Origin of the sequence: Sphaerisporangium sp. NPDC051011, from assembly GCF_040653595.1 — a bacterium.
Taxonomy (GTDB): domain Bacteria; phylum Actinomycetota; class Actinomycetes; order Streptosporangiales; family Streptosporangiaceae; genus Sphaerisporangium.
Genome location: NZ_JBFAGG010000030.1, coordinates 36,519 through 55,842, shown reverse-complemented (window position 1 = coordinate 55,842; position 19,324 = coordinate 36,519). Strand labels below are relative to the sequence as shown.

Genomic DNA, 19,324 nt, shown 5'->3' with positions numbered 1-19,324 from the left:
CCCGGGTTCCGTTACGCCGAGGCGGACATGGGCACCAACGCCTTCGGCTCGGCGCTGGTGGAACGGCGGATCTGCCAGGTCACCGGCAATGAGCATTTCGCGGAGGAACTGCGCGGCCTCACCGGCGTGGGCGCGCCGATACGCCACCCGCTCAGCGGGCGGGTGGACGGGGTGATCAGCGTCGTGGGCCCGAACGACACGGCGAACGCGGAGATGATGGTCCTGGCCCGGCGATCGGCCGCCGCGGTCGAGCGGCGATTGTTCGAGATGGCGGCCGAACGCGAGCGGGCCCTGATGGAGGAGTTCCTCCGGGCGCCGGATGGTGGCGCCGCGACGGGTTCCGCGCCTCTGGATTTGTGCCGCCGTGATCGGCTCGCCTTGGAGGACGCCGCGGTGAGGCTGGTGGCGCAGGGCCGGGCGGCGGTGGTGAGGATGGCCCTCACGGACGGCCGCACGGCCACGCTGGTGGCGCAGCCGATCATCGGTTCCACCGCCATCGCGGTGAAGGCGTGGCTCACCGACGGCCAGGAGGCTCGGCTGAACGGGAGAAGATGAACGGAACCGAGGGGTGGCTGCTCGCCGTGAGCGAGCCGGGCATCGGCCGGCTCGCTCTGCGGGCGCGCGAGCGACTCAGCCTGCTGTGCGACGCGGGCTCTCGCATCGGCACCACCCTGGAGGTCACCCAGACCGCCGAGGAACTGACCCAGGTCGCCGTCCCCCGGTTCGCGGACTACGCCGCCGTCGACCTGACCGACCCCGTCCTGCGGGGGGACGAGCCCGGCAGCACGGACGCGGGGCTGCGCCGGGTAGCCTTCGCGGGCATCAAGGAGGGGGCCGCTCTGTACCAGCTCGGCGCGCTCATTCACCCGCTCCCGTTCACGCCGGTGGGGCGCAGCCTCGCCACCGAGCAGCCGGTGCTCGGCCCGGTGTTGTCCAGCACCTTCGGGTGGCTGGGACAGGATCCCGAGCGCGGCCAGAGAATCTGTGAGCAGGGCATCCACTCGCTCATCACGGTGCCGATGCGGGCCCGGGGCGTCATGCTCGGGGTGGTGAGCTTCTATCGCGCCACGGGCAAGGACGCGTTCGAGGAGGACGACCTCGCCCTGGCCGAGGAACTGGTCGGCCGCGCCGCGGTATGCGTCGACAACGCCCGCCGCTACACCCGCGAGCACACGATATCCGAGGAACTGGAGCGCGTCACCGCGTCGTTGCAGCTGGCGCTCGACCGCCAGCGGCGCTTCACCACCGACGCCTCGCACGAACTGCGCACCCCGCTGGCCGGGCTACGGGCCACGTTGGAGGAGGCGCAACTTCACCCCGGCGAGACCGACCTCGCCGAGCTGCTGGAACACACCCTGGGCGACGTGGACCGGCTGCAGGCCATCATCAGCGACCTCCTCTTGCTGACCCGGATCGGAGCGACACCGCCCGCCGCCCTGGAGCCCGTGGACCTGGCCGCACTGGCCGAGGCCGAAACCGCGCGCCGCACCGGTGATCCGCACCCGGTACGGCTCGACCTCACCACCGGCGTGACGACCGACGCCGTCCCGGAACAGATCCGCCGGGTGCTGGACAACCTGCTGGACAACGCGCAACGGCACGCGGCGCGCGACGTGGTGGTCACGGTGCGCCGCGCCGGGGACATGGCCGAGCTCAGCGTCACCGACGACGGCCCGGGTGTGCCCGCGGCGGAGCGCGAGCACATCTTCCAGCGCTTCACCCGGTTGGACACCGCCCGCAGCCGCGACCGCGGCGGCACCGGGCTCGGCCTGGCCATCGCCCGTGACATCGCCCACGCGCACCACGGCACCCTCCACGCCGAGGACGCGTCCTCGGGCGGAGCACGCTTCGTCCTCCGTCTCCCGCTCAACCCGCGGACGGCGTGAGGGCCTGGACCGTACGCGAAGGGCTCGGACGGTTCAGACGCGCGGCGAGCCAGGCGCTTGTCTCGACTAGTTTGCCCAGGTCCACGCCGGTGTCGATGCCGAGTCCGGCCAGTTGCCAGAGCAGGTCCTCGGTGGCGAGGTTGCCGGTGGCGCTCTTGGCGTAGGGGCAGCCGCCGAGGCCGCCGGCGGACGCGTCGACCGTGGTGACCCCGCGGCCGAGCGCGACGAGGGTGTTCGCCAGGGCCTGGCCGTAGGTGTCGTGGAAGTGCACGCCGATCCGTCCGACCGGCACCCCGGCGCCCACCAGGGCGTCGAGCAGCGCCGCGACCCGGCCGGGGGTCGCGACGCCGATCGTGTCGCCGAGGCCGAGCTCGGTGCAGCCGAGCGCGAGTAGCCGCGTCGCGACCGCGACGACCTGGGGGAGCGGCACCTCGCCCTCCCACGGGTCGCCGAAGCACATCGACAGGTAGCCGCGTACGCCAAGGCCCGCCTCGCGGGCGCGGGCGACCACGGGGGCGAACATCTCCAGCGACTGGGCGACGGTCCGGTTCAGGTTGGCCCTGGCGAAGGACTCGGTGGCGCTGGCGAAGACGGCGATGTCGGTGAGTCCGAGGCCGATCGCCCGGTCCAGGCCGCGTTCGTTCGGGACGAGCACCGGGTAGCGCACGCCGTCGCGCCGTTTCAGCCGTCGCAGCACCTCTTCGGCGTCGGCGAGCTGCGGCACCCATTTCGGGTGCACCAGCGAGGTGGTCTCCACGACGGTGTGCCCGGCGTCGGCGAGCCGCTCGACGAGCTCGACCTTCACCTCGACGGGCAGGATCGCGGCCTCGTTCTGCAGGCCGTCCCGTGGCCCTACCTCCCAGATCGTTATCCGGCCGGGCAGGCTGGGCAACGGGTCGACTCCGTAGCGGTTCACCCTTGCCCCTTGCGTGAGGGGAACTCGGGTGGTCGGCGGGCGGCGAAGGCCGCCAGGCCTTCCCGGGCGTCGGGTGAGGTGAACGCCCGCTGCCCGTAGAGCGCCTCGGCGTGGAACGCCTGGTGGAGCGGGAGGTCGCCCAGGCGCAGGACGGCCTGCTTGATCGTCGCGACCGCGGTGCCGGACAGCCCGCCGATCCGGCGGGCCCACGCGAGCGCCGTCGGCATCACCTCCTGCGCCGGGACGACGGCGTTGAGCAGGCCCATTCGCAGCGCTTCGGCGGCCGGGACGCGCTCGCCGAGCAGCAGCAGCCGCATGGCCCAGGCGTACGGGATCTGCCGGGTCAGCCGGGCGAGTGTGCCCCCGGCCGGTACCACTCCGACGCCCGGCTCGGGAAGGCCGAACTCGGCGTCCTCGCTCGCGACCCGCAGGTCGGTGGAGAGCATGATCTCGAACCCGCCGCCCAGGCACAGGCCGTTGACCGCGGCGATCACCGGCTTGAACAGGCTGGTGTGCTTCTGGTGCGCGCCGTCCCAGCGGGAGATGTCGAACCGCCCCTCGGCCAGCGCGGGGATCGACTCGCCCAGGTCCGCGCCGACGCAGAACGCGCGTTCTCCCTCGCCGGTGAGGACGGCCGCGGCGATCGTGTCGTCGTCCCGCACCCGGGCGAAGGCGTCGGCGAGCTCGTCGTACATGGCCAGGGTCAGCGCGTTGAGCTTGGCGGGACGGGCGAAGGAGATGATGGCCGTGGACCCGTCCCGCTCGAAGCCGATGGTCAATCAGATCACCCCCGCGGCGCGGAGCTCGGCGATCCGCTGCGGGGAGAGGTCCAGCAGGCCCCGCAGTACGGCGTCGGTGTGCTCGCCGGGGCGCGGGGCGAGCGTACGCGGGCGGGCGGGGGTGACGTCGAGCTTGATCGGCTGGCCGAACATCCGCAACGGCCCGAAGTCCGGGTACTCGACGTCGACGATCATGTCGCGCGCGGCGATCTGTGGATCGTCCACCACTTCCGCGATGGTCTTGACCGCGCTCAGCGGCACCTGGTCGCCGGCCAGTTCTTCGAGTTCGGCGCGGGTGCGTGACGCGAACCAGTCGAGCAGAAGCGGACGAACCCGGTTGGAGTAGACATCGGGGTCGAACCGCTTGGCCATGGTGTCGATCTCCGGGTCACCGGCGAGCTCGGGACGGTCGAACATCGCGCACGTCAGCCGCCAGAACTTGTCGGTGTAGCCACCGAAGAAGACGTACCCGTCCCTGCACGGGTACAGCTCGTACGGGCGGACGAACGGGTGCTGGTTGCCCAGCGGCCTGGGCACCTCGCCGTTCACCGTGTACGACACGACCGCGTTCTCGGTCAGCGACAGCACCGAGTCCTGTTGCGACACGTCGACGAGCTGGCCCTCGCCGGTGCGTTCGGCGTGCCGCAGGGCGGCCAGGGTGCCGATGACGGCGTACAGGGTGGCCGACAGGTCGCCGATGATCGTGCCGACCCGGACGGGGGGCCGGTCGGCGTAGCCGTTCATCGACCACAGGCCGCCGGTGGCCTGCGCGGAGTTGTCGTAGGCCGGCCTGCTCCGGTACGGCCCGGTCTGGCCGAAGCCGGAGATGGCGGTGTAGACCAGGCGGGGGTTCTCCGCGCGCAGGACGGCGGGCCCGGCGCCGAGCTTGTCCATGGTGCCCGGCCGGAAGTTCTCCACCAGCACGTCGGCCCGGCGCACGAGCTGCTTGAGCAGGTCTCGCCCGTCCGGCGTCGCCAGGTCGAGGGTGAGCCCGAGCTTGCCGCGGTTGTACTGCGCGAAGAACGCGCTGAACGTGCTCCCGTCGGCGGCCGGCAGATGAGGGGGGAAGTCGCGGGCGTAGTCCGGGTCGGTCGGCCGCTCGACCTTGATCACCGTCGCGCCGAGATCGGCGAGGATCATCGAGCAGAACGGGCCCGCGACCACCCGGGTGATGTCCAGCACCACGACTCCGGCGAGGGGCCCGCGCTCCGCCGGGGCGGGGTCGTCGCCGTCCCAGGTCTCGGCGATCATCGGGCGCCCACCTCCTCCGGCGCGGCCACGCGTACTCTGGTCTCCAGCAGGGTGCCGCAGGCCGGGCTGACGAACTCGTCCAGCAGGACGGCGGGCTCTCCGGACCGGGGCCGGATCCGCACGCCGAGTTCGGCGAGGCGTTCGGCGGCGGGACGGGTCCGGATCACGGCGTCGTCGTGCCAGTCGTCGGCGGTGCCGATCAGGGCCCCGCTGGCCGGGCAGTACCAGTGGCCGTCCCGCCCCCGGCGCGGGACGGAGGCTCCGGCGACGCCGATCATCGTGTCCGGGACCGCCGCCGCGGGGGATGTGCCGCCCAGCCGTTCCGCGCGGAGCGCGGCCCTGCGCGCGGAAGTGGCGGCAAGGTCGGCTTGGTCGGCATGGTCGCCGTCGAGCACCACGCCGTAAACGTGCTCGGCCACGGCCGCGGTCACGTAGCCGTCGACGACGTCCTGTGCGACCCGCGCCGGGTCGCGCAGCAGGGGGTCGCCGTAACCGCCTCCACCGGCGATCCACTGGACGAAGACGTCGCCGCGCCGGACGGTGAGGTCGTACTGGTTGATGTCCAGCAACTGCCTGCTGGCCGCGGAGAGGTTCTCCTCGGTGGGGACGGCGCCGCCGGACATGAGCCGCCACACGTCGGTGTCGCGGCACAGAAGGTGGCCGCTGCCGCCGCCGGGCAGGCCGCCCCCGTAGCCGTCGGCGGGCACCTGGGCGCTGGGCGCGAACACGGTCTGCGTCACCTCGCTCGCGCCGTGCAGTGTCCAGGCGAATTCGTGGCCGAGGCCGCCCCGGTGCGCGCCGTGGCCCGCGCTGGCGGGGGAGAGCCGCTTCCACAGGTAGAGCACCGGGTAGAGCATCTCGTTCATCTCCACGTCCGGCAGCATGTTGTTCATCTGCGTCATCATTCCGGCGCAGTCCAGGCCGTCGGCCTCGGGCTGGGCGCCGGCCCCCATGCCGCCGCCGTCCATGTTGAACAGCACGAAGTACTCGCCGTCGTCACGGGTTCCGGCCGAGATCCCGCCCGTCCAGGAGTCGGCCCAGACGCCCTGCGTACGCTCCCGGAGCACGGGGTCGTCACTGGCCCGGCACGGCTCGTTGAACAGCTTGGTGATCAGTCTGCTCACGCGGGCCCCGGTGGTGAGGTGGCCGTTGCTGATCGGCGCCGGCGGGCGCGGGTTGACGATGCTCCCCGGCTCGGCGACCACCTCGAAGGCCGTCATGACGCCCTCGTTGAACGGCACGTCCCACGCCAGGATCGGCACGAGGGCGGTGGCGACGCTGCCCACCAGGGCGCCGTAGCTGCAGTTGACGAACCCGTCGGTCTGCGGGCTGGACCCCGTGAAGTCCAGCGTGGCCTGGCCGCCGCGCTTGGTCAGCGTGCACCGGACCCGGTAGAGATCGTCGGTGTGCCCGTTGTGCTCGGTCCACTCCTCCGCCTCCCACACGCCGTCGGGCAGCCGGGCCAGCCGGTCGCGCACGACCTGCTCGGCGATCTCGAAGTTGCGCCGCGTGTACGCCCGGAAGCGGTCGAGCCCGAACTCGGCGATCGTGGCGAGCAACCGGCGGATGCCGGTGTTGTTGCTCGCGACGAGGCTGCGCACGTCGTTCCAGTACGGCACGGGGACACGGACGTTGTTGAGCAGGATCCGCCGGACCCACTCGACCGGCTCGCCCCGCTCGAAGACCTTGACTCCGGGCGGCAGCCGCAGGGCCTCGCTGTAGCAGTCGTACGCGCCGGGCGCGAAGCCGCCGGGGGTCATGCCCCCGACGTCGAGCAGATGCGCCTGCGACTGCGCCCAGCCGATCAGCTCCGCGCCCTGGAAGATCGGGGAGATCACGTTGGTGTCGGGCGGGTGGCTCGCCCCCGCGGTGTGCGGGTCGTTGCAGATGAACGCGTCGCCCGGATACAACGGCTCGCCCCGGATGACCTCGACGAGGTTACGGACGGCGACGCTGCCCGACCCGATGTGGAACTGCACGTAGTCCGAGTACGCGTAGATGCGTCCCTCGGGATCGAACAGCGCGGTGTTGAAGTCACCGGCCTCGGTGATGACGGGCGATCCGGAGGACCGGATCATCGCGATGCCCATCTCCTCGACGATCGAGTCGAGGCGCATCCGGATCACTTCCAGCGTGACCGGGTCGAAGTCGTCGGACGTCGGTGAGCTCACGGGGGTCTCCTTCGATCAGGCGGCGTCGCCGCCGTGGTTCAGGCGGATGAGGAAGTGCCCGCCGTCGATGACCTCGACCGCCGCGGCCGGCGGCACGTAGACGGTGGTGTCGGGCTCCTCGATCAGGCACGGGCCCTCGGCCTTGCCGAGCGCGCCGAACCCCCGGTGCACCTCGACGTGGCGGCGGTGGCCGGTCAGCGGCTCGACGACCTCCCGCGTGGTGACGGTGTGCCGCTCCTGGCCGGGGGTCTCGGTCACGGCCTGCGTCTCGGTGCGGCCGACCGCCCGTACCCGCGAGTTGACCAGCAGCACCTCGGCCTCGGTCCACGCGGTGCCGGTGCCGAACTCGGCCTCGTAGTCCGCCACGAACCGGCGGCGCAGCGTCTCCTTGTCGCTCTCCCGGAACGGCTCCTCGGGCAGGCGCGTGGTCACCTCGAAGATCTGGCCGACGAACTTCATGTCGGCCTCACGGAAGACCGCGCGGCGGTCCTGGGGGATGCCCTCGGCGTCGAACCAGTCGCGCGCCCGCTGTTCCAGGGCGGCGAACTCCCTCTCCAGCGCCTCGGCCGGCTGGTCCATCGTCCACGGGCTGGTCTGGACCGCGGAGAAGACCGAATCGGCGTGCATGAGCCCGTACGCCGAGAACACGGCGGCGTTGCGCGGGATGATCACCTCGCCCACTCCCGTCTCGGCGGCGATCGCGGCGGCGAACAGTCCGCAGGCGCCGCCGAAGCCGACGAGGGCGAACTCACGGGGATCGTGCCCGCGGTTGACGGTGATCTTGCGGAGCGCGTTGGCCATCTGCGAGGTCGCCAGCCGGTACATGCCGTGCGCGGCGGCGTCCTCGGACAGCCCGAGCGGGTCGGCGAGGTGCCGCCGGATCGCCTCGCGCGCCTTGCCCGGCGACAGGGTGACCGTCCCGCCCAGGTAGTACTCGGGGTTGATCAGCCCCATGACCAGCGCGGCGTCGGTCACCGCCGGACGCTCGCCGCCCTTGCCGTAGCAGGCGGGCCCGGGCACGGAACCCGCGCTGTGCGGGCCGACGCGCAGCACCCCACGGCCGTCGATCCAGCCCAGGCTGCCGCCCCCGGCGCCGATGGTCTCGATGTCCACCGCGGTGAGGCTGGTGGGCAGCCCGCCGATCTCGGCTCGCGGCAGCACCCGCAGCTCGTCGTCGATGATCGCGGCGGCGTCCAGGCTGGTACCGCCCATGTCGGCGGTGAGCACCCGGCGCCGGCCCAGCCGCATGCCGAGCAGGCGCGCGCCGGTCACCCCGCCGACCGGGCCGGAGTTGAACATCGAGATCGGCGCCCGCGCGGTCTCCTCGACCGAGAGGAACCCGCCGTGGACCTGCATGATCTGCACCCTGGTGCGCAGCCCCCTGGCGGCCAGGGCGTCGGCGAGCTGCTGGAAGTGGGTCGCGACGATCGGCTTGACCGCCGCGTCCAGCGCCGTCGTCACCATGCGCTCGTACTCCCGGTACACCGGCGTCAGCGCGCTGGACAGCGAGTAGGGCACGTCCGGGTGGTGCTCGCGCAGATGATCGGCGATCGCCCGCTCGTGCGCGTCGTTGCGGAAGGACCACAGCAGGCACACCGCGATCGACTCGGCGCCGGCCGCCAGCACCTGCTCCACGCTCGTACGCACGGCGCCGGGCGACAGCGGCACCAGCACGGTGCCGTGCGCGTCGACGCGTTCGGGCACCTCGACGATCAGACGCCGGTCCACGATGTCCGGCGGCGGCGCCAGCTTGTGCGAGTCGCGCTCGTCGGTACGCGCGGAGCGGGCGATCCGCAGCGTGTCCCGGAAGCCCTGGGTGGTCAGCAGCCCCACCCGGGCGTACTTCTGCTCGTCCACCGCGTTGGTGACGATGGTGTTGCCGAGCACGAACCGGTCGATCGCCGGGTAGAACTCCGCCTCGCTCAGCCCGACCTGCTCGCGCAGGATGCTCAGCGCGGCGAGGATGCCGGTGGTCACGTCCGGCGTCGAGAACGCCTTGCCGCGCACGGCGCGGCCGTCGGCGATGGCGACGGCGTCGGTGAAAGTGCCCCCGACGTCGATGCCCACGTCCAAAACCATGGCTGCTCAGTCTCCTTCGGCTGCACCGGCTCCGGCGCGGAGCTCGGCCAGGATCTGCTCGGCACGGTCGGCGCGTACCGCCTTGGCGGCGAGCATGCGCGCGACCACCGTGGGAATCTCCTCGGGGCTCGCGCCCGCGGTCACCGCCACGTTGCGCGCGTGCAGTGACATGTGTCCTCGCTGGATGCCCTCGGTGGCCAGGGCCCGCAGCGCGGCGAGGTTCTGCGCGAGCCCGACCGCGGCGACGATGCCGGCCAGCTCGCTCGCGGTTCGCACCCCCAGCAGCCGCACCGCCGCGCGCGCCACCGGGTGCACCTTCGTGGCCCCGCCGACCAGGCCGACCGGCATGGGCAGTTCCAGGGAGCCGGACAGGTTGCCCTCGGCGTCACGCTCGAAGTGGGACAGGGAGGTGTAGCGGCCGTCCGGGGCGACCGCGTGGGAGTGCGCGCCCGCCTCGACCGCGCGGGTGTCGTTGCCCGTCGCCAGCACCACGGCGGTGACGCCGTTCATGATGCCCTTGTTGTGTGTCGCCGCCCGGTACGGATCGGCCTCGGCCAGCGCCGCCGCGTGCACGATGTCCCGCACCACCTGCGAGCCCCCGAGGGCCTCGGCGTCGAAGACGGCGCGTGCCCTGGCCAGGCGCAGGTCCGCCTTGTTGGTCAGGATCCGCAGCAGGGTGCGGCCCCCGGCGATCTCACCCACCCTGGTCGCCACGGCCTCCGCCATCGTGTTCACCGCGTTGGCGCCCATCGCGTCCCGCACGTCGACCACCAGGTGGAGCACGACGTAGACGTCCTCACCCGACGGCACGAGCCGTACGGTGATGTCCCGTACGCCGCCGCCGAACTCCACCAGGCGCGGGTCCTGCGCGTTCGCCAGCTCGGCGAGCTCGCCACGCGCCTCCAGCAGCCGCAGCCGCGCCCCGTGGGGATCGGCCGCGCCCAGCACCTGCACCTGCGCCTGCATGATCGGCGCCGAGCACGTCGTGGCGAAGCCACCGTGTACGCGGGCGATGCGCGCGGCGTTGCTCGCCGCGGCGACCACCGACGGCTCCTCCGTCGCCATCGGCACCAGGACGTCGGATCCGTTGACTCTGAAGTTCGTGGCCACGCCCACCGGCACCCCGAGGACCCCGACGACGTTCTCGATCATGTGGTCGGCCTGGTCCAGGGTGAGCCCGGCGGCCGGATCGAGTACGTCGAGCGCGCCGGGATCGAGCCCCGCGCTCTTCGCGGCGAGGGCCCGCCGCGCCCCGGGCGACAGGTCACGCAACCCCGTCAGCCGGCTGTGAACACCCACGATGCCTCCCGCATACCGCCGAAACAGGCTGATGATCGAGCCGAAACGCAATCGGCTTGTGCGGAAGGTTAGGTCCGACCGGAACGCCGGGCCCATGGGTGAACCACACGCCGTTGAAGCCATTGCCATGTGTGAATCGACGTAGATCACAGACCGGTCGCGAGGGCGTGCATACGTACGGCGACGGTGACGCGAAAGAACGGCTCCGGCTCGCGCCACGCGGGGCCGAGCAGCAGGGTGATCCTGTCCAGCCGCTGGTTGACCGTGTTGATGTGCACGTTCAGCGCTCGCGCCGCCCGCGCCGGGCTACAGTGCGAGTCGACGTAGGTGCGCAACGTCTTCACCAGGTCGGTCGAATGATCACGGTCCCAGCGCAGCACCGGCCCGAGCACCGCCTCGGTGAACGCGACGATCCCGTCGCGCCCGGCGCCGAACAGGGCCAGATACGGCTGGTAGGCCGCCGCGTTGACGGCCGTGTCCTGGATGCCCATGCCGTGCAGCAGCTCGGCGCACTGGCGCAGCGGCTCGAACCGGGCGCCCAGCTCGCCCCAAGTGGCGACGGGCGCGTCGGCCAGCACGAGCACCGGCGCCCCCGTCAGCGGCCGCACACACTCACGGACCTCGGTCGCCGCGCTGTCGGGGTCGGCCGCGTCCGTCAACACGACCACACAGCCCGCGTGCTCACCGGCCAGCAGCCCGGGGCGCCAGGTGCCGAGCGTCTGCACGGCCGCTCTGCGCCGGTCACGCGGCACCAGCACCGCGACGACCATGCGCAGCGACTCCAGACGGACCCCGCGGGCGCGGGCCCGCAACATCAGCTCCTCGCAGTGCGCGCCGTCGCCCAGCAGGATGTCGGAGATCAGCTCTCCCCGCACCCGCTCCTCGGCCTCGGCGACGGCCTCCCGCTTCAGCGCCAGCAGGGCCACGATCTGCGCCGCGCGCTCGATCGTGCGCCGCTCGACCGAGCCCAGCGCGAGATCGCCGTGGCCGACGAGGATCGCGCCGAGCAGCGTCTCGGCGGCCACCACGGCGACCACGACAGACGCCCCGTCATCCAACGGGTCCAGGAACACGCACCGCCCCGTGGTGCGGCTGCGCTCGACCGCGGCGCGTACGTGCGCGGTCACGGGCGAGGACTCCCGCGAGGCATCGGTCCGCGCCGAGGCGAGCGGGGCCAGGTCGCGGTCGAAGATCTCCACCGACCGCCCCAGCGAGGCGGCCAGCGTCCGGGCCACCTCGTGCCCGGTGCCCCCGCGCAGCACCGCATTGGTGAGGTCCTGATGCACCGCACTGGCGCGTTCCCTCGCCGCCATGGTGCGCGCGAGATCCTCGTTGGCCGCCCGCGCCGCCTCGGCCGACGCGCGGGCCTGCGCCAGCAGGTGCACCGTCTGCAACACCACGGCCGCGTGGTCGGCGAACGCCGACAGCAGCGCGATCTCCTCGGGAGTGAACGCGTGCTCGTCGCGGTTGGCCGCGAACAGCACTCCCAGCACGCGGTCTCCCGCCACCAGCGGCACACCGAGCAGTGACACCAGCCCCTCGGCCTGCACGGCCTCGTCGATCTCCGCGTCATGCGGGACGTCGAGATAGTGGTCGTAGTTCGTCGTCCACTGCGGGCTGCGCGTAGACACGACCTTGCCGGCCAGGCCCTTCCCCGGAGGCACCCGAAGCCGGCGGAACTCGGGCGCGAACGTGCCCAGCGTCGAGCGCACCCGCAACTCATCGGTCTCCTGGTCGAACTCCGACAGATACGTCACGTCAGTGCCCACCAGGTCATGCGCCCGGGCCACCAAGCGGTCCAGCAGCGCGTCAAGATCGCGCAGCTCGGCCAGCTCACGCGCGCTGGACAGCAGCGCGGACAGCTCCTGATCGCGCCGACGCCACCGCGCCAGCGTCGCCCGCACCCGCCGCGTCCGCCGCAGCACGCCGGTCAGCTCGGCGCCGTCGAGCGACTCGGCGAGCGGTGCGACGGCGCTCTGCTCGTCGGCCGTCTCATCGAGCAGCAGGTCCAGCAGTCCGAGCACCGACTCCAGAGGGACCAGCGCCCGCTGCGCGGGCAATACCATGTTTCCGAGCATATGGGTCCCGTCCCACCTGCCGGTATGGACATGGCCGCTACCCGGGCGCCGTCATCGCGGCCTCCGGCAGAGTCATTCCGATGTGTGCCTGAGCACGCTGGTCGGAGTGGCCGAGAGCATCTGTTCAGTCGAGGATTGCGGTGGCCTCGATCTCGACCAGATGGTCGGGGACGTCCAGTGCCGCAACGCCCAGCAGCGTGGCCGGTGGGACCGGAGTGACCCCCAGCCTCGCGGCCGCCCGGGAGATCCCCTCCAGGAGCAAGGGCATCTTGTCGGGGGTCCAGTCGACGACGTAGACGGTCAGTTTCGCCACGTCGTCGAAGGAACCGCCGACCTCGGCCAGGGCGGTGCCGATGTTGAGGTAGCACTGCTCGACCTGCGCGGCGAGGTCGCCTTCGCCGACGGTGACCCCCTCCGCGTCCCAGGCGACCTGACCGGCGATGAAGACGAGCCTCGCCCCTGATGCGATCGACACCTGCCGGTAGACCTCGATTTCGGGCAACTTCTTGGGGTTCACCAGGGTGATGGCCATGCTGCCTGCCTCCTTGTCCGGGCCCGCCTGTGGGCCCGCGTCCGCCGATCCGGACACTCGTGGTCTCTTGTGGTTACTCGGGAACTGTAAGAGAGTGTTCGCTGACATGGAAGAACGCACTTTTCAGTGACTGGGGAACCTGATGGTGACCAAACAGTTCAGGGGCTCACCCGAGGAAGCGGACCTGAGACGCGCGGACTCCTTGGCGCGGGAGATCTTCTCGGACGTCGCCAACAAGTGGGCGCTCCTGATCATCGAGGCTCTCAGTGAGCGCACCCTGCGCTTCAGCGAGGTGCGGGAAGAGGTCGAGGGCATCAGTCACAAGATGCTCACCCAGAACCTGCGCATGCTGGAGCGCAACGGCCTGGTCGCGAGGACGGTGCACCCCACCGTGCCGCCGCGGGTCGAGTACACCCTCACCGAGCCGGGCCAAGCCCTGCGGGCAACGGTCGATGGAATGTGCGGCTGGACCCAGCGGTACCTCGGTCACATCGACACCGCCCGCCGGCGCTTCGACGCCTGAAGGCCGGAGGTCACAGAACGATCTTGGGGACCACGTTTCCAGACGCACCGTCAGCATTCGGATGGAATTGGACCGGTCCTCGATCAAGGTTCGTTAGGATCGCCTGCGCTGCCCCCTAGCGCCCGAGGAGTGCGATGAGCCGGCGATGGATCGTGTCACCCCTGATTGTGGCCGCGGTTGTGGCCTCCGGCCTGGCGACGGTCACGGCGCCCGCGAAGGCCGCCGCGGACGACCCTGCCTCCGTCAAGGTCTCGCTGGTGAACGTCACGTCCGTGCGGAAGACCGTGCAGGGCTGGACGCCGGCGCGGTTCAAGGCCGCCAAGGTGGCGGTGGCCGTGCCGGTCAAGAAGGTCAGGAACCCGGGGCTGCCGACCGGGGATGCGAGCGGCATCGGGAAGGTCAAGGGGAAGGCTCCTGCGGTCGCGGGCATGCCGAAGACGATCGGCCGGATCTTCTTCACGCGCGGCGGCAAGGACTACACCTGCGCGGCGACGTCGGTGATGGGTCCCGAGCGCGATCTGGTCATGACCGCGGGGCACTGCGTGTACGACGTCGTCGGCAGGGCGGCCGTGAAGTCGCTCGTGTTCGTCCCCGGGTACAACCGCGGCCAGGCGCCGTACGGGGTGTACGCCGGGAAGGCCGGGTACGTCTGGAACCGCTTCTCGAAGAACGGTGACTTCGACTTCGACGTCGCCTTCGTGTCCGTGTACGACGGGCTGAAGCGCGACGGGGACGACTGGACGGACGCGGGCAGGCTCGGCGACGCGGTCGGCGGTCAGGGCTTCACCTGGGACCAGAAGGCGGCGCAGGTCTACACGGCGTTCGGCTACGGGTCCCGGCAGGCGCCCGGGTACTGCGCCGGGCCGTCGACGGCCACCAAGCCGCTGCCCCGGTACGGCGTGAACTTCCAGATCGGCTTCCCCTGCAAGCTGTCCGACGGGGCGATCGGCGGCCCGCTCATCATCAAGTACAACGCCACCAGGAGGCTGGGCTACGTCGACGGCGTTGTCAGCCTGGTGGTGGCCGCCGACGGCAAGCGGTACATCTCATCCCCCTATTTTGGATATTGGGCGTACGTCCTCTACACCAACGCCGGTGGGGAGGTCGCCGAGTAGCTCAGAAGAGGGTCGCCGCGGCGTCGGGTTCGGGGAGCTTCGGGTCGGTGGGGGCGAGGACGTGGATCACGCCGTACTCGCCGTCGTAGCCGGGCTGCTTGGTGACCTGGCCCTGGCGCAGGCGGCTGACGGCCTCGGCGAGGCGCGGAGAGTGGACGGCTATGTCGCCCACTGGCACCTCTTCGAGGATGGCCAGCTCGGGGCCCATGGCGGAGACCAGCCGGTCGACCTCCGTCCGGACCTTCTTGCTCTTCGGGCCCACGCCGAACAGTTCGCTCACGACCTCCGGCAGCGGGACGAGGTTCTGGAAGCCCGCCGCGCCGGTGGGGCGGGACCCTGGGGGCCGGTCGGCCAGGTCGTCGACGCGGCTGAGGACGCCGACCGTGAGCTTTCTTCCGCACACGGGGCAGACGCCGCCGTGGCGGCGCGTCTCGCGCGGGTCCATCCGGATGCCGCACTTGCGGTGGCCGTCGAGGTGGTACTTGCCTTCCTCCGGATAGAACTCGATCGTCCCGGCGTGGCCGTCGCCGGTGCGCAGCGCGTTCAGGATCGCGTAGTAGTCCAGCTCGGTGTCGAAGACGGTGGTCTCACGGCCGACGATGGGCGGTGAGTGCGCGTCCGAGTAGCTGACCAGCCGATAGCGGTCGAGGGCGGAGACCCGCCAGTTCATGCCCGGGTCGCTGGACAGGCCGGTCTCCAGGGCGAAGATGTGGTCGGTGAGGTCGGCGTAGGCCTCTTCGAGCGTGTCGAAGCCGGACTTGGAGCCGAACACCCCGAACCAGGGCGTCCAGACGTGGGCGGGCACCAGGTAGGCGCCCTCGCGGCTGCCCAGAGTCGCCTCCAGCAGCTCGCGTGAGGTCAGGGCGACGATGGGTCGGCCGTCGGAGCTCAGGTCGGCGCCTCGGCCGAGCCGGCGGTTGAACGCCTCGGCGGCCTCGAAGTCCGGCATGTACACCAAGTGGTGGATCTTGCGGGAGCGGTCGCCCTGGGCGTAGATCGTGGAGACCTCCACGGAGAGCATGAACCGGACGGGCGCGCCGGACACCGCGGCGGGGAGGGTCTCGGAGACCGCGCGGTCCAGGTCATCGCGCAGCCGGAACAGGCCGGGCTCGGCGGGGACGAGTTTCTCGCGCAGTTCGCCGAACCAGGCCGGATGCGTGAAGTCACCCGTGCCCAATAACGTGACGCCTTTTCGCCGGGCCCACCAGGTCAAATGCTCCAGGTCGCTGTCCTTGCTGCAGGCCCGGGAATGCTTTGAATGCATATGGAGGTCGGCGTGGAAACGCATCGCGACATTCTTCCACAGGGGTGGGGTCGGAACTTCGCGATGCGCTCCGCGGCTGTACGCGGGGCGGGTGTGCGCTGGGTGGCTTTTCTGGTGATTTGTCAAGAAAAGGGGAAAAAGTCTGGATTGTCGAGCTATGGGATGTAATGTCCTGGCCGTCGCCGCGGGTCGTCCTCGGGCGTCCGGTGGCGGGCTCTCGGCGCGGACGGGCGTGCCGGAAAGGCCTGCCGGGCGGGCGCGACGGGGCCTCGCATCCCTCCCCGGATGCAGAGGCCCCGCGCCGTCGGACAGTTGGGACCACGACCGGGGTGTGGAAGTCCGACGTCATCAGGACGTTCCAAACCGCGGTTCGGATTACCCGCCGGGCGAAATCGCGCGCGAAATCGCGAATTCTTTTCCGCGGGAGGAGTCGGGAGGACCGGTCAGGAGTCGCAGGTCTCGCAGGCGCAGCAGCAGTCGTCCTCGTCGGGGGTGGTGTCCCTGGATGTGGATTTCTTCTCGGTGTGTTTCTTGGCCTTTTCGGGTGCCACCATGATGACTTTCAGGGTGATGTTGCAGACCTTGACCTGCCGGCAGAGGGCGTTCAGGACGGCGGTGGAGCCGTTGACGCTGTCGGCCTGGGTGTGCTGGATGCCCTTGTTGCTGGTGGGGCTTTTGACGGAGACGATGCTGTTGTTCCGTGACCCGTTGCCGATCTTGGTCAGACGTCCGGACTTGCCTTTCTGCTCCCCGTCGTCCCCGCCCTCTCCGTCGGAGTCGCTATCGGGCTGCAAGCGGACGACGCGGTGGACGGCCCGGTTATGACGGTCGCCGTCGCGGGCGTGGGACGGGCGTTCGGGGCGGGGGCGTTCGGCGGCCGCGTGCGCCGGTGGGGAGGCGACGGCGCAGAGCAGCAGGACGGCCAGGGGCAGCCCGGCGAGCAGCGTGCCGGTGGTGAGGGCGGCGAGTCTGGTGAGCGTGGTTGCCGAAGGGGTGGCGGCGAGGACGCGGGCGGGAAGCCGCATCCGCCCGCCCGCCCCGGTGGGATGGTGACATTTCATTCTTCGTCGCCTTTGCCGTATCGGACGCGACCAACCACGACGCCCTTCGATTCGATTCCCGTATCGACAGCGTAGCGTCATGAAGGAAGTTGATCACGTTTCCGGTCATCCCGGCGCAGGGTGTTTTCTTCAGGCCATCCCGTGGTGGTGGTTGATTCCCGGTTATAGCGCGAAACCGTTGTCTATCTCACTGATACGCGGAGCCTGTGGCGTATCTTGCAGATACGCTGACGTTTCTTGCATATCGACGCCTGCATGGTGTTCGTACTGCTCACGCTGGAGTTGACCATCTGCTGCACGCCCCGGGTATTGGTAGGGCTGTATATCGCGCCGTAGGTCCGGTTGTTCCGGCCGTTTCCGCTGTGCAGTGTGATGGACCCGTGGTCGTCGCCTCGCGGCCGCAGGGGGATCGCCGCCGCGCCCGTCGCGGGCCAGGCCGCCGTCGCGACCACCGTGGCGATCAGCACCTGCGTCAGCCGCCTCAGGGTGCTGATCGTTCCAGGCCGCGGGGACTCTGTGGGGTGACCGTTCATACCGTTGCGCACCTGCACCTTCAGGCGATGGGCAGCCGATTACATTTTTGCCGACATATCCGACTGTCAATCTGCATACCCGCGATCCGATAAGAACTCCGCCGTGGTGGACTCTGTTCCATGGTGATTACCCATTTTTTGTCCGCACCCGCATTCGCCACCCCGGCCGGACAGAGGGCGTGTCCCGCGTGGCCGGAGCTCCTCGCCCCGCGCGCGGTGCATACATAGTCACTTTTTCCCGAAAAATCGGGTACACCGCGTTGCCGTGCCGTCGCTACGGCGGTTACGTCCCCACCGGGATCTAAGGGCCAAGGCCGGCCGTGCGCCCGGAGGCACGCGACCGGCCGCGACGGTCGTTGAGAGACGATCCGGGACACGCCGGGACGCGGCTCAGGCCGGGGTGCCCCGGCTCAGGCTGACGTACTGACGGGGGCGCAGGGCCTGGGCGCGGAGGGCGGTGAGGGCGGCGGCACGGCCGGTGGGGGTCAGCGCCGCGGGGGTCTGGTAGGCGGACGCGCGCTCGGGGGCGACAGGCGCGGGGGACTGCCAGGTCAAGGGGGAGACGCACAGGTCGAACGCCTCCAGGCGGTGGCGCAGCTCGACCAGGGGCCTGGCCACGTCGGCCGGGGTGGCCGTGCGCCAGCCCTCGCCCACCACGACCTCGGTGACCCGCTCGGTGAGCGTGACGCAGGGCAGGGCCTTGCCCTCGCTGAGGAGCATCAGCCCGACCTCGCGCACCGAGACCTCCATCTCGCGCTGGCCCGACACAGGGGTCAGCAGGGAGGCGGTCGCGGCCTGCCACATGGCGGTGGGGTCGACGAGGAGCCCGCGGCCCTTGGTGGTGATCACCAGACGCCTGCCGGCGCGGCGGACGGCCTGCATCTCGTGCTCGGCGATGTGGCGCAGGGTGCGTAAGGCGGTGACGTGGTTCTCGCTGCGCGTGGCCGCCATGGGCCAGCCGAACCGCTCGGCGGCCTCGACGACGTACGCGCGGGCGATGTTGTGCCGCTGGGTGAGCGGCACGCCGCCCGGTCGGTCGGCGGCCTCCAGGAGCCAGCGCAGCGCCTGGAGGTGGGGGCCGTCGGGGGCGGGGATCGGCGCGTGCAGGCGTACCTCGAAGGGCTGCGCCAGCTCGCGGCGGGCGGCTCCGCGGCCGAGCACCCACCGGTTGAGCCGCTCGCCGTGCACGCGGTTGAGCCAGTTGTCGTCGCCGAGCTCGGCGCGGGGTTCGGTCAGCCAGCGGCGGGTGAGCGCCTCGGCCTCGGCCTTGGCGGTGCTCGCGTGCAGGTCGAGCCGGCCGCAGACGATGGCGAGCTCGAGCGCGGCCGAGCAGGCGAGGTGGGCGCCCAGTTCCTCGGGGCCCATGAGAGAGCTCCAGCGCAGCTCGGGGACGTCGGGAGGCAGGACGCCGCCGGCGTTCAGGGCACGCTGGTAGGCGGCCGTCCCGGCCTCGTCGCCCTCGCGGGCGTAGGTGCGCAGGATCTGGGCCGTGGTGGACGAGGCGCACAGGGCGGCGTAGCGGTCCATGCCGCCGAGGCGTAGCAGGCGTCCGAGGGCGCGCGCGATGGCGGCGCGGTCGCCGCTGAGCTCCAGGGGCAGCGTGTACCAGAGGAACTCGCACACGTTCAGTTGGGTGATGGTTTCCAGGGGCTCCCCGCCGGTCAGCCACTCGACGGCGACCCTGGCGTCGTCGGCGATGTCCGGGTCCGAGCGCTCCAGCTCTGAGAGGAGGGCGGCGACATCGGGTGCAGGCATGCTTCGCAGTCTGCCGTATATGCCTGGACCCTGACGACGACCACCGCCGCGGACGATTTCCACGTCACCTACCTGTAAGACC

Annotated in this window: 14 protein-coding genes and 1 pseudogene; 4 read left to right on the top strand and 11 right to left on the bottom strand. The window is 71.1% G+C overall.

Annotated features, from left to right (window positions below; translation table 11 throughout):
• A pseudogene (locus tag AB0H21_RS39595) lies at positions 1–555 on the top strand (hypothetical protein); the annotation flags it as partial.
• A complete protein-coding gene (locus AB0H21_RS39590) occupies positions 552–1,886 on the top strand; it encodes a GAF domain-containing sensor histidine kinase (protein WP_358526992.1) in 1,335 nt (444 codons plus the stop codon). The pseudogene AB0H21_RS39595 and the gene AB0H21_RS39590, both read left to right, overlap by 4 nt.
• On the opposite strand, the gene AB0H21_RS39585 is transcribed toward AB0H21_RS39590, so the two are convergent.
• From AB0H21_RS39585 to AB0H21_RS39550, 8 genes are all read right to left on the bottom strand, one after another.
• Positions 1,867–2,802 (bottom strand): hydroxymethylglutaryl-CoA lyase, encoded by a 936-nt coding sequence (locus AB0H21_RS39585; RefSeq protein ID WP_358526990.1) that lies wholly within the window; start codon positions 2,800–2,802, stop codon positions 1,867–1,869. The two genes, AB0H21_RS39590 and AB0H21_RS39585, sit on opposite strands and share 20 nt — an antisense overlap.
• Positions 2,799–3,581 carry an enoyl-CoA hydratase-related protein gene (locus tag AB0H21_RS39580; RefSeq protein WP_358526989.1) on the bottom strand — a complete coding sequence of 261 codons (783 nt, stop codon included), beginning with the start codon at positions 3,579–3,581 and terminating at the stop codon, positions 2,799–2,801. The genes AB0H21_RS39585 and AB0H21_RS39580 overlap by 4 nt, the downstream gene beginning before the upstream one ends.
• A complete protein-coding gene (locus AB0H21_RS39575) occupies positions 3,582–4,832 on the bottom strand; it encodes a CoA transferase (protein ID WP_358526987.1) in 1,251 nt (416 codons plus the stop codon).
• Positions 4,829–7,003 carry a hydantoinase B/oxoprolinase family protein gene (locus AB0H21_RS39570; RefSeq protein ID WP_358526985.1) on the bottom strand — a complete coding sequence of 725 codons (2,175 nt, stop codon included), beginning with the start codon at positions 7,001–7,003 and terminating at the stop codon, positions 4,829–4,831. Before AB0H21_RS39570 ends, AB0H21_RS39575 begins: the two co-directional genes overlap by 4 nt.
• Before the next feature lie 15 nt (positions 7,004–7,018).
• Positions 7,019–9,082, bottom strand: coding sequence for a hydantoinase/oxoprolinase family protein (locus tag AB0H21_RS39565; protein WP_358526984.1), 2,064 nt, complete (start codon positions 9,080–9,082; stop codon positions 7,019–7,021).
• Between the two features lie 6 nt (positions 9,083–9,088).
• A complete protein-coding gene (locus AB0H21_RS39560; RefSeq protein WP_358526983.1) occupies positions 9,089–10,381 on the bottom strand; it encodes a hydroxymethylglutaryl-CoA reductase, degradative in 1,293 nt (430 codons plus the stop codon).
• A gap of 146 nt (positions 10,382–10,527) precedes the next feature.
• Positions 10,528–12,447, bottom strand: coding sequence for a GAF domain-containing protein (locus AB0H21_RS39555; protein WP_358526981.1), 1,920 nt, complete (start codon positions 12,445–12,447; stop codon positions 10,528–10,530).
• Between the two features lie 136 nt (positions 12,448–12,583).
• A complete protein-coding gene (locus AB0H21_RS39550; protein WP_358526979.1) occupies positions 12,584–12,991 on the bottom strand; it encodes a RidA family protein in 408 nt (135 codons plus the stop codon).
• 142 nt (positions 12,992–13,133) lie between these two features.
• Between AB0H21_RS39550 and AB0H21_RS39545 the strand changes: the two genes are divergently transcribed.
• Positions 13,134–13,514 carry a helix-turn-helix domain-containing protein gene (locus AB0H21_RS39545; RefSeq protein WP_358526978.1) on the top strand — a complete coding sequence of 127 codons (381 nt, stop codon included), beginning with the start codon at positions 13,134–13,136 and terminating at the stop codon, positions 13,512–13,514.
• A 152-nt stretch (positions 13,515–13,666) separates the two neighbouring features.
• A complete protein-coding gene (locus AB0H21_RS39540; protein WP_358526977.1) occupies positions 13,667–14,629 on the top strand; it encodes a hypothetical protein in 963 nt (320 codons plus the stop codon).
• Position 14,630: 1 nt separating this feature from the next.
• On the opposite strand, the gene AB0H21_RS39535 is transcribed toward AB0H21_RS39540, so the two are convergent.
• From AB0H21_RS39535 to AB0H21_RS39525, 3 genes are all read right to left on the bottom strand, one after another.
• Positions 14,631–15,806: an endonuclease Q family protein gene (locus AB0H21_RS39535; RefSeq protein ID WP_358526975.1), complete on the bottom strand. Its 1,176-nt coding sequence runs from the start codon at positions 15,804–15,806 to the stop codon at positions 14,631–14,633.
• A gap of 530 nt (positions 15,807–16,336) precedes the next feature.
• On the bottom strand, positions 16,337–16,954 hold the full coding sequence (locus AB0H21_RS39530; protein ID WP_358526973.1) for a hypothetical protein: 618 nt from the start codon (positions 16,952–16,954) through the stop codon (positions 16,337–16,339).
• A 923-nt stretch (positions 16,955–17,877) separates the two neighbouring features.
• Positions 17,878–19,242, bottom strand: a complete 1,365-nt coding sequence (locus AB0H21_RS39525) for a hypothetical protein (protein ID WP_358526971.1) — start codon at positions 19,240–19,242, stop codon at positions 17,878–17,880.
• Positions 19,243–19,324: the final 82 nt, after the last annotated feature.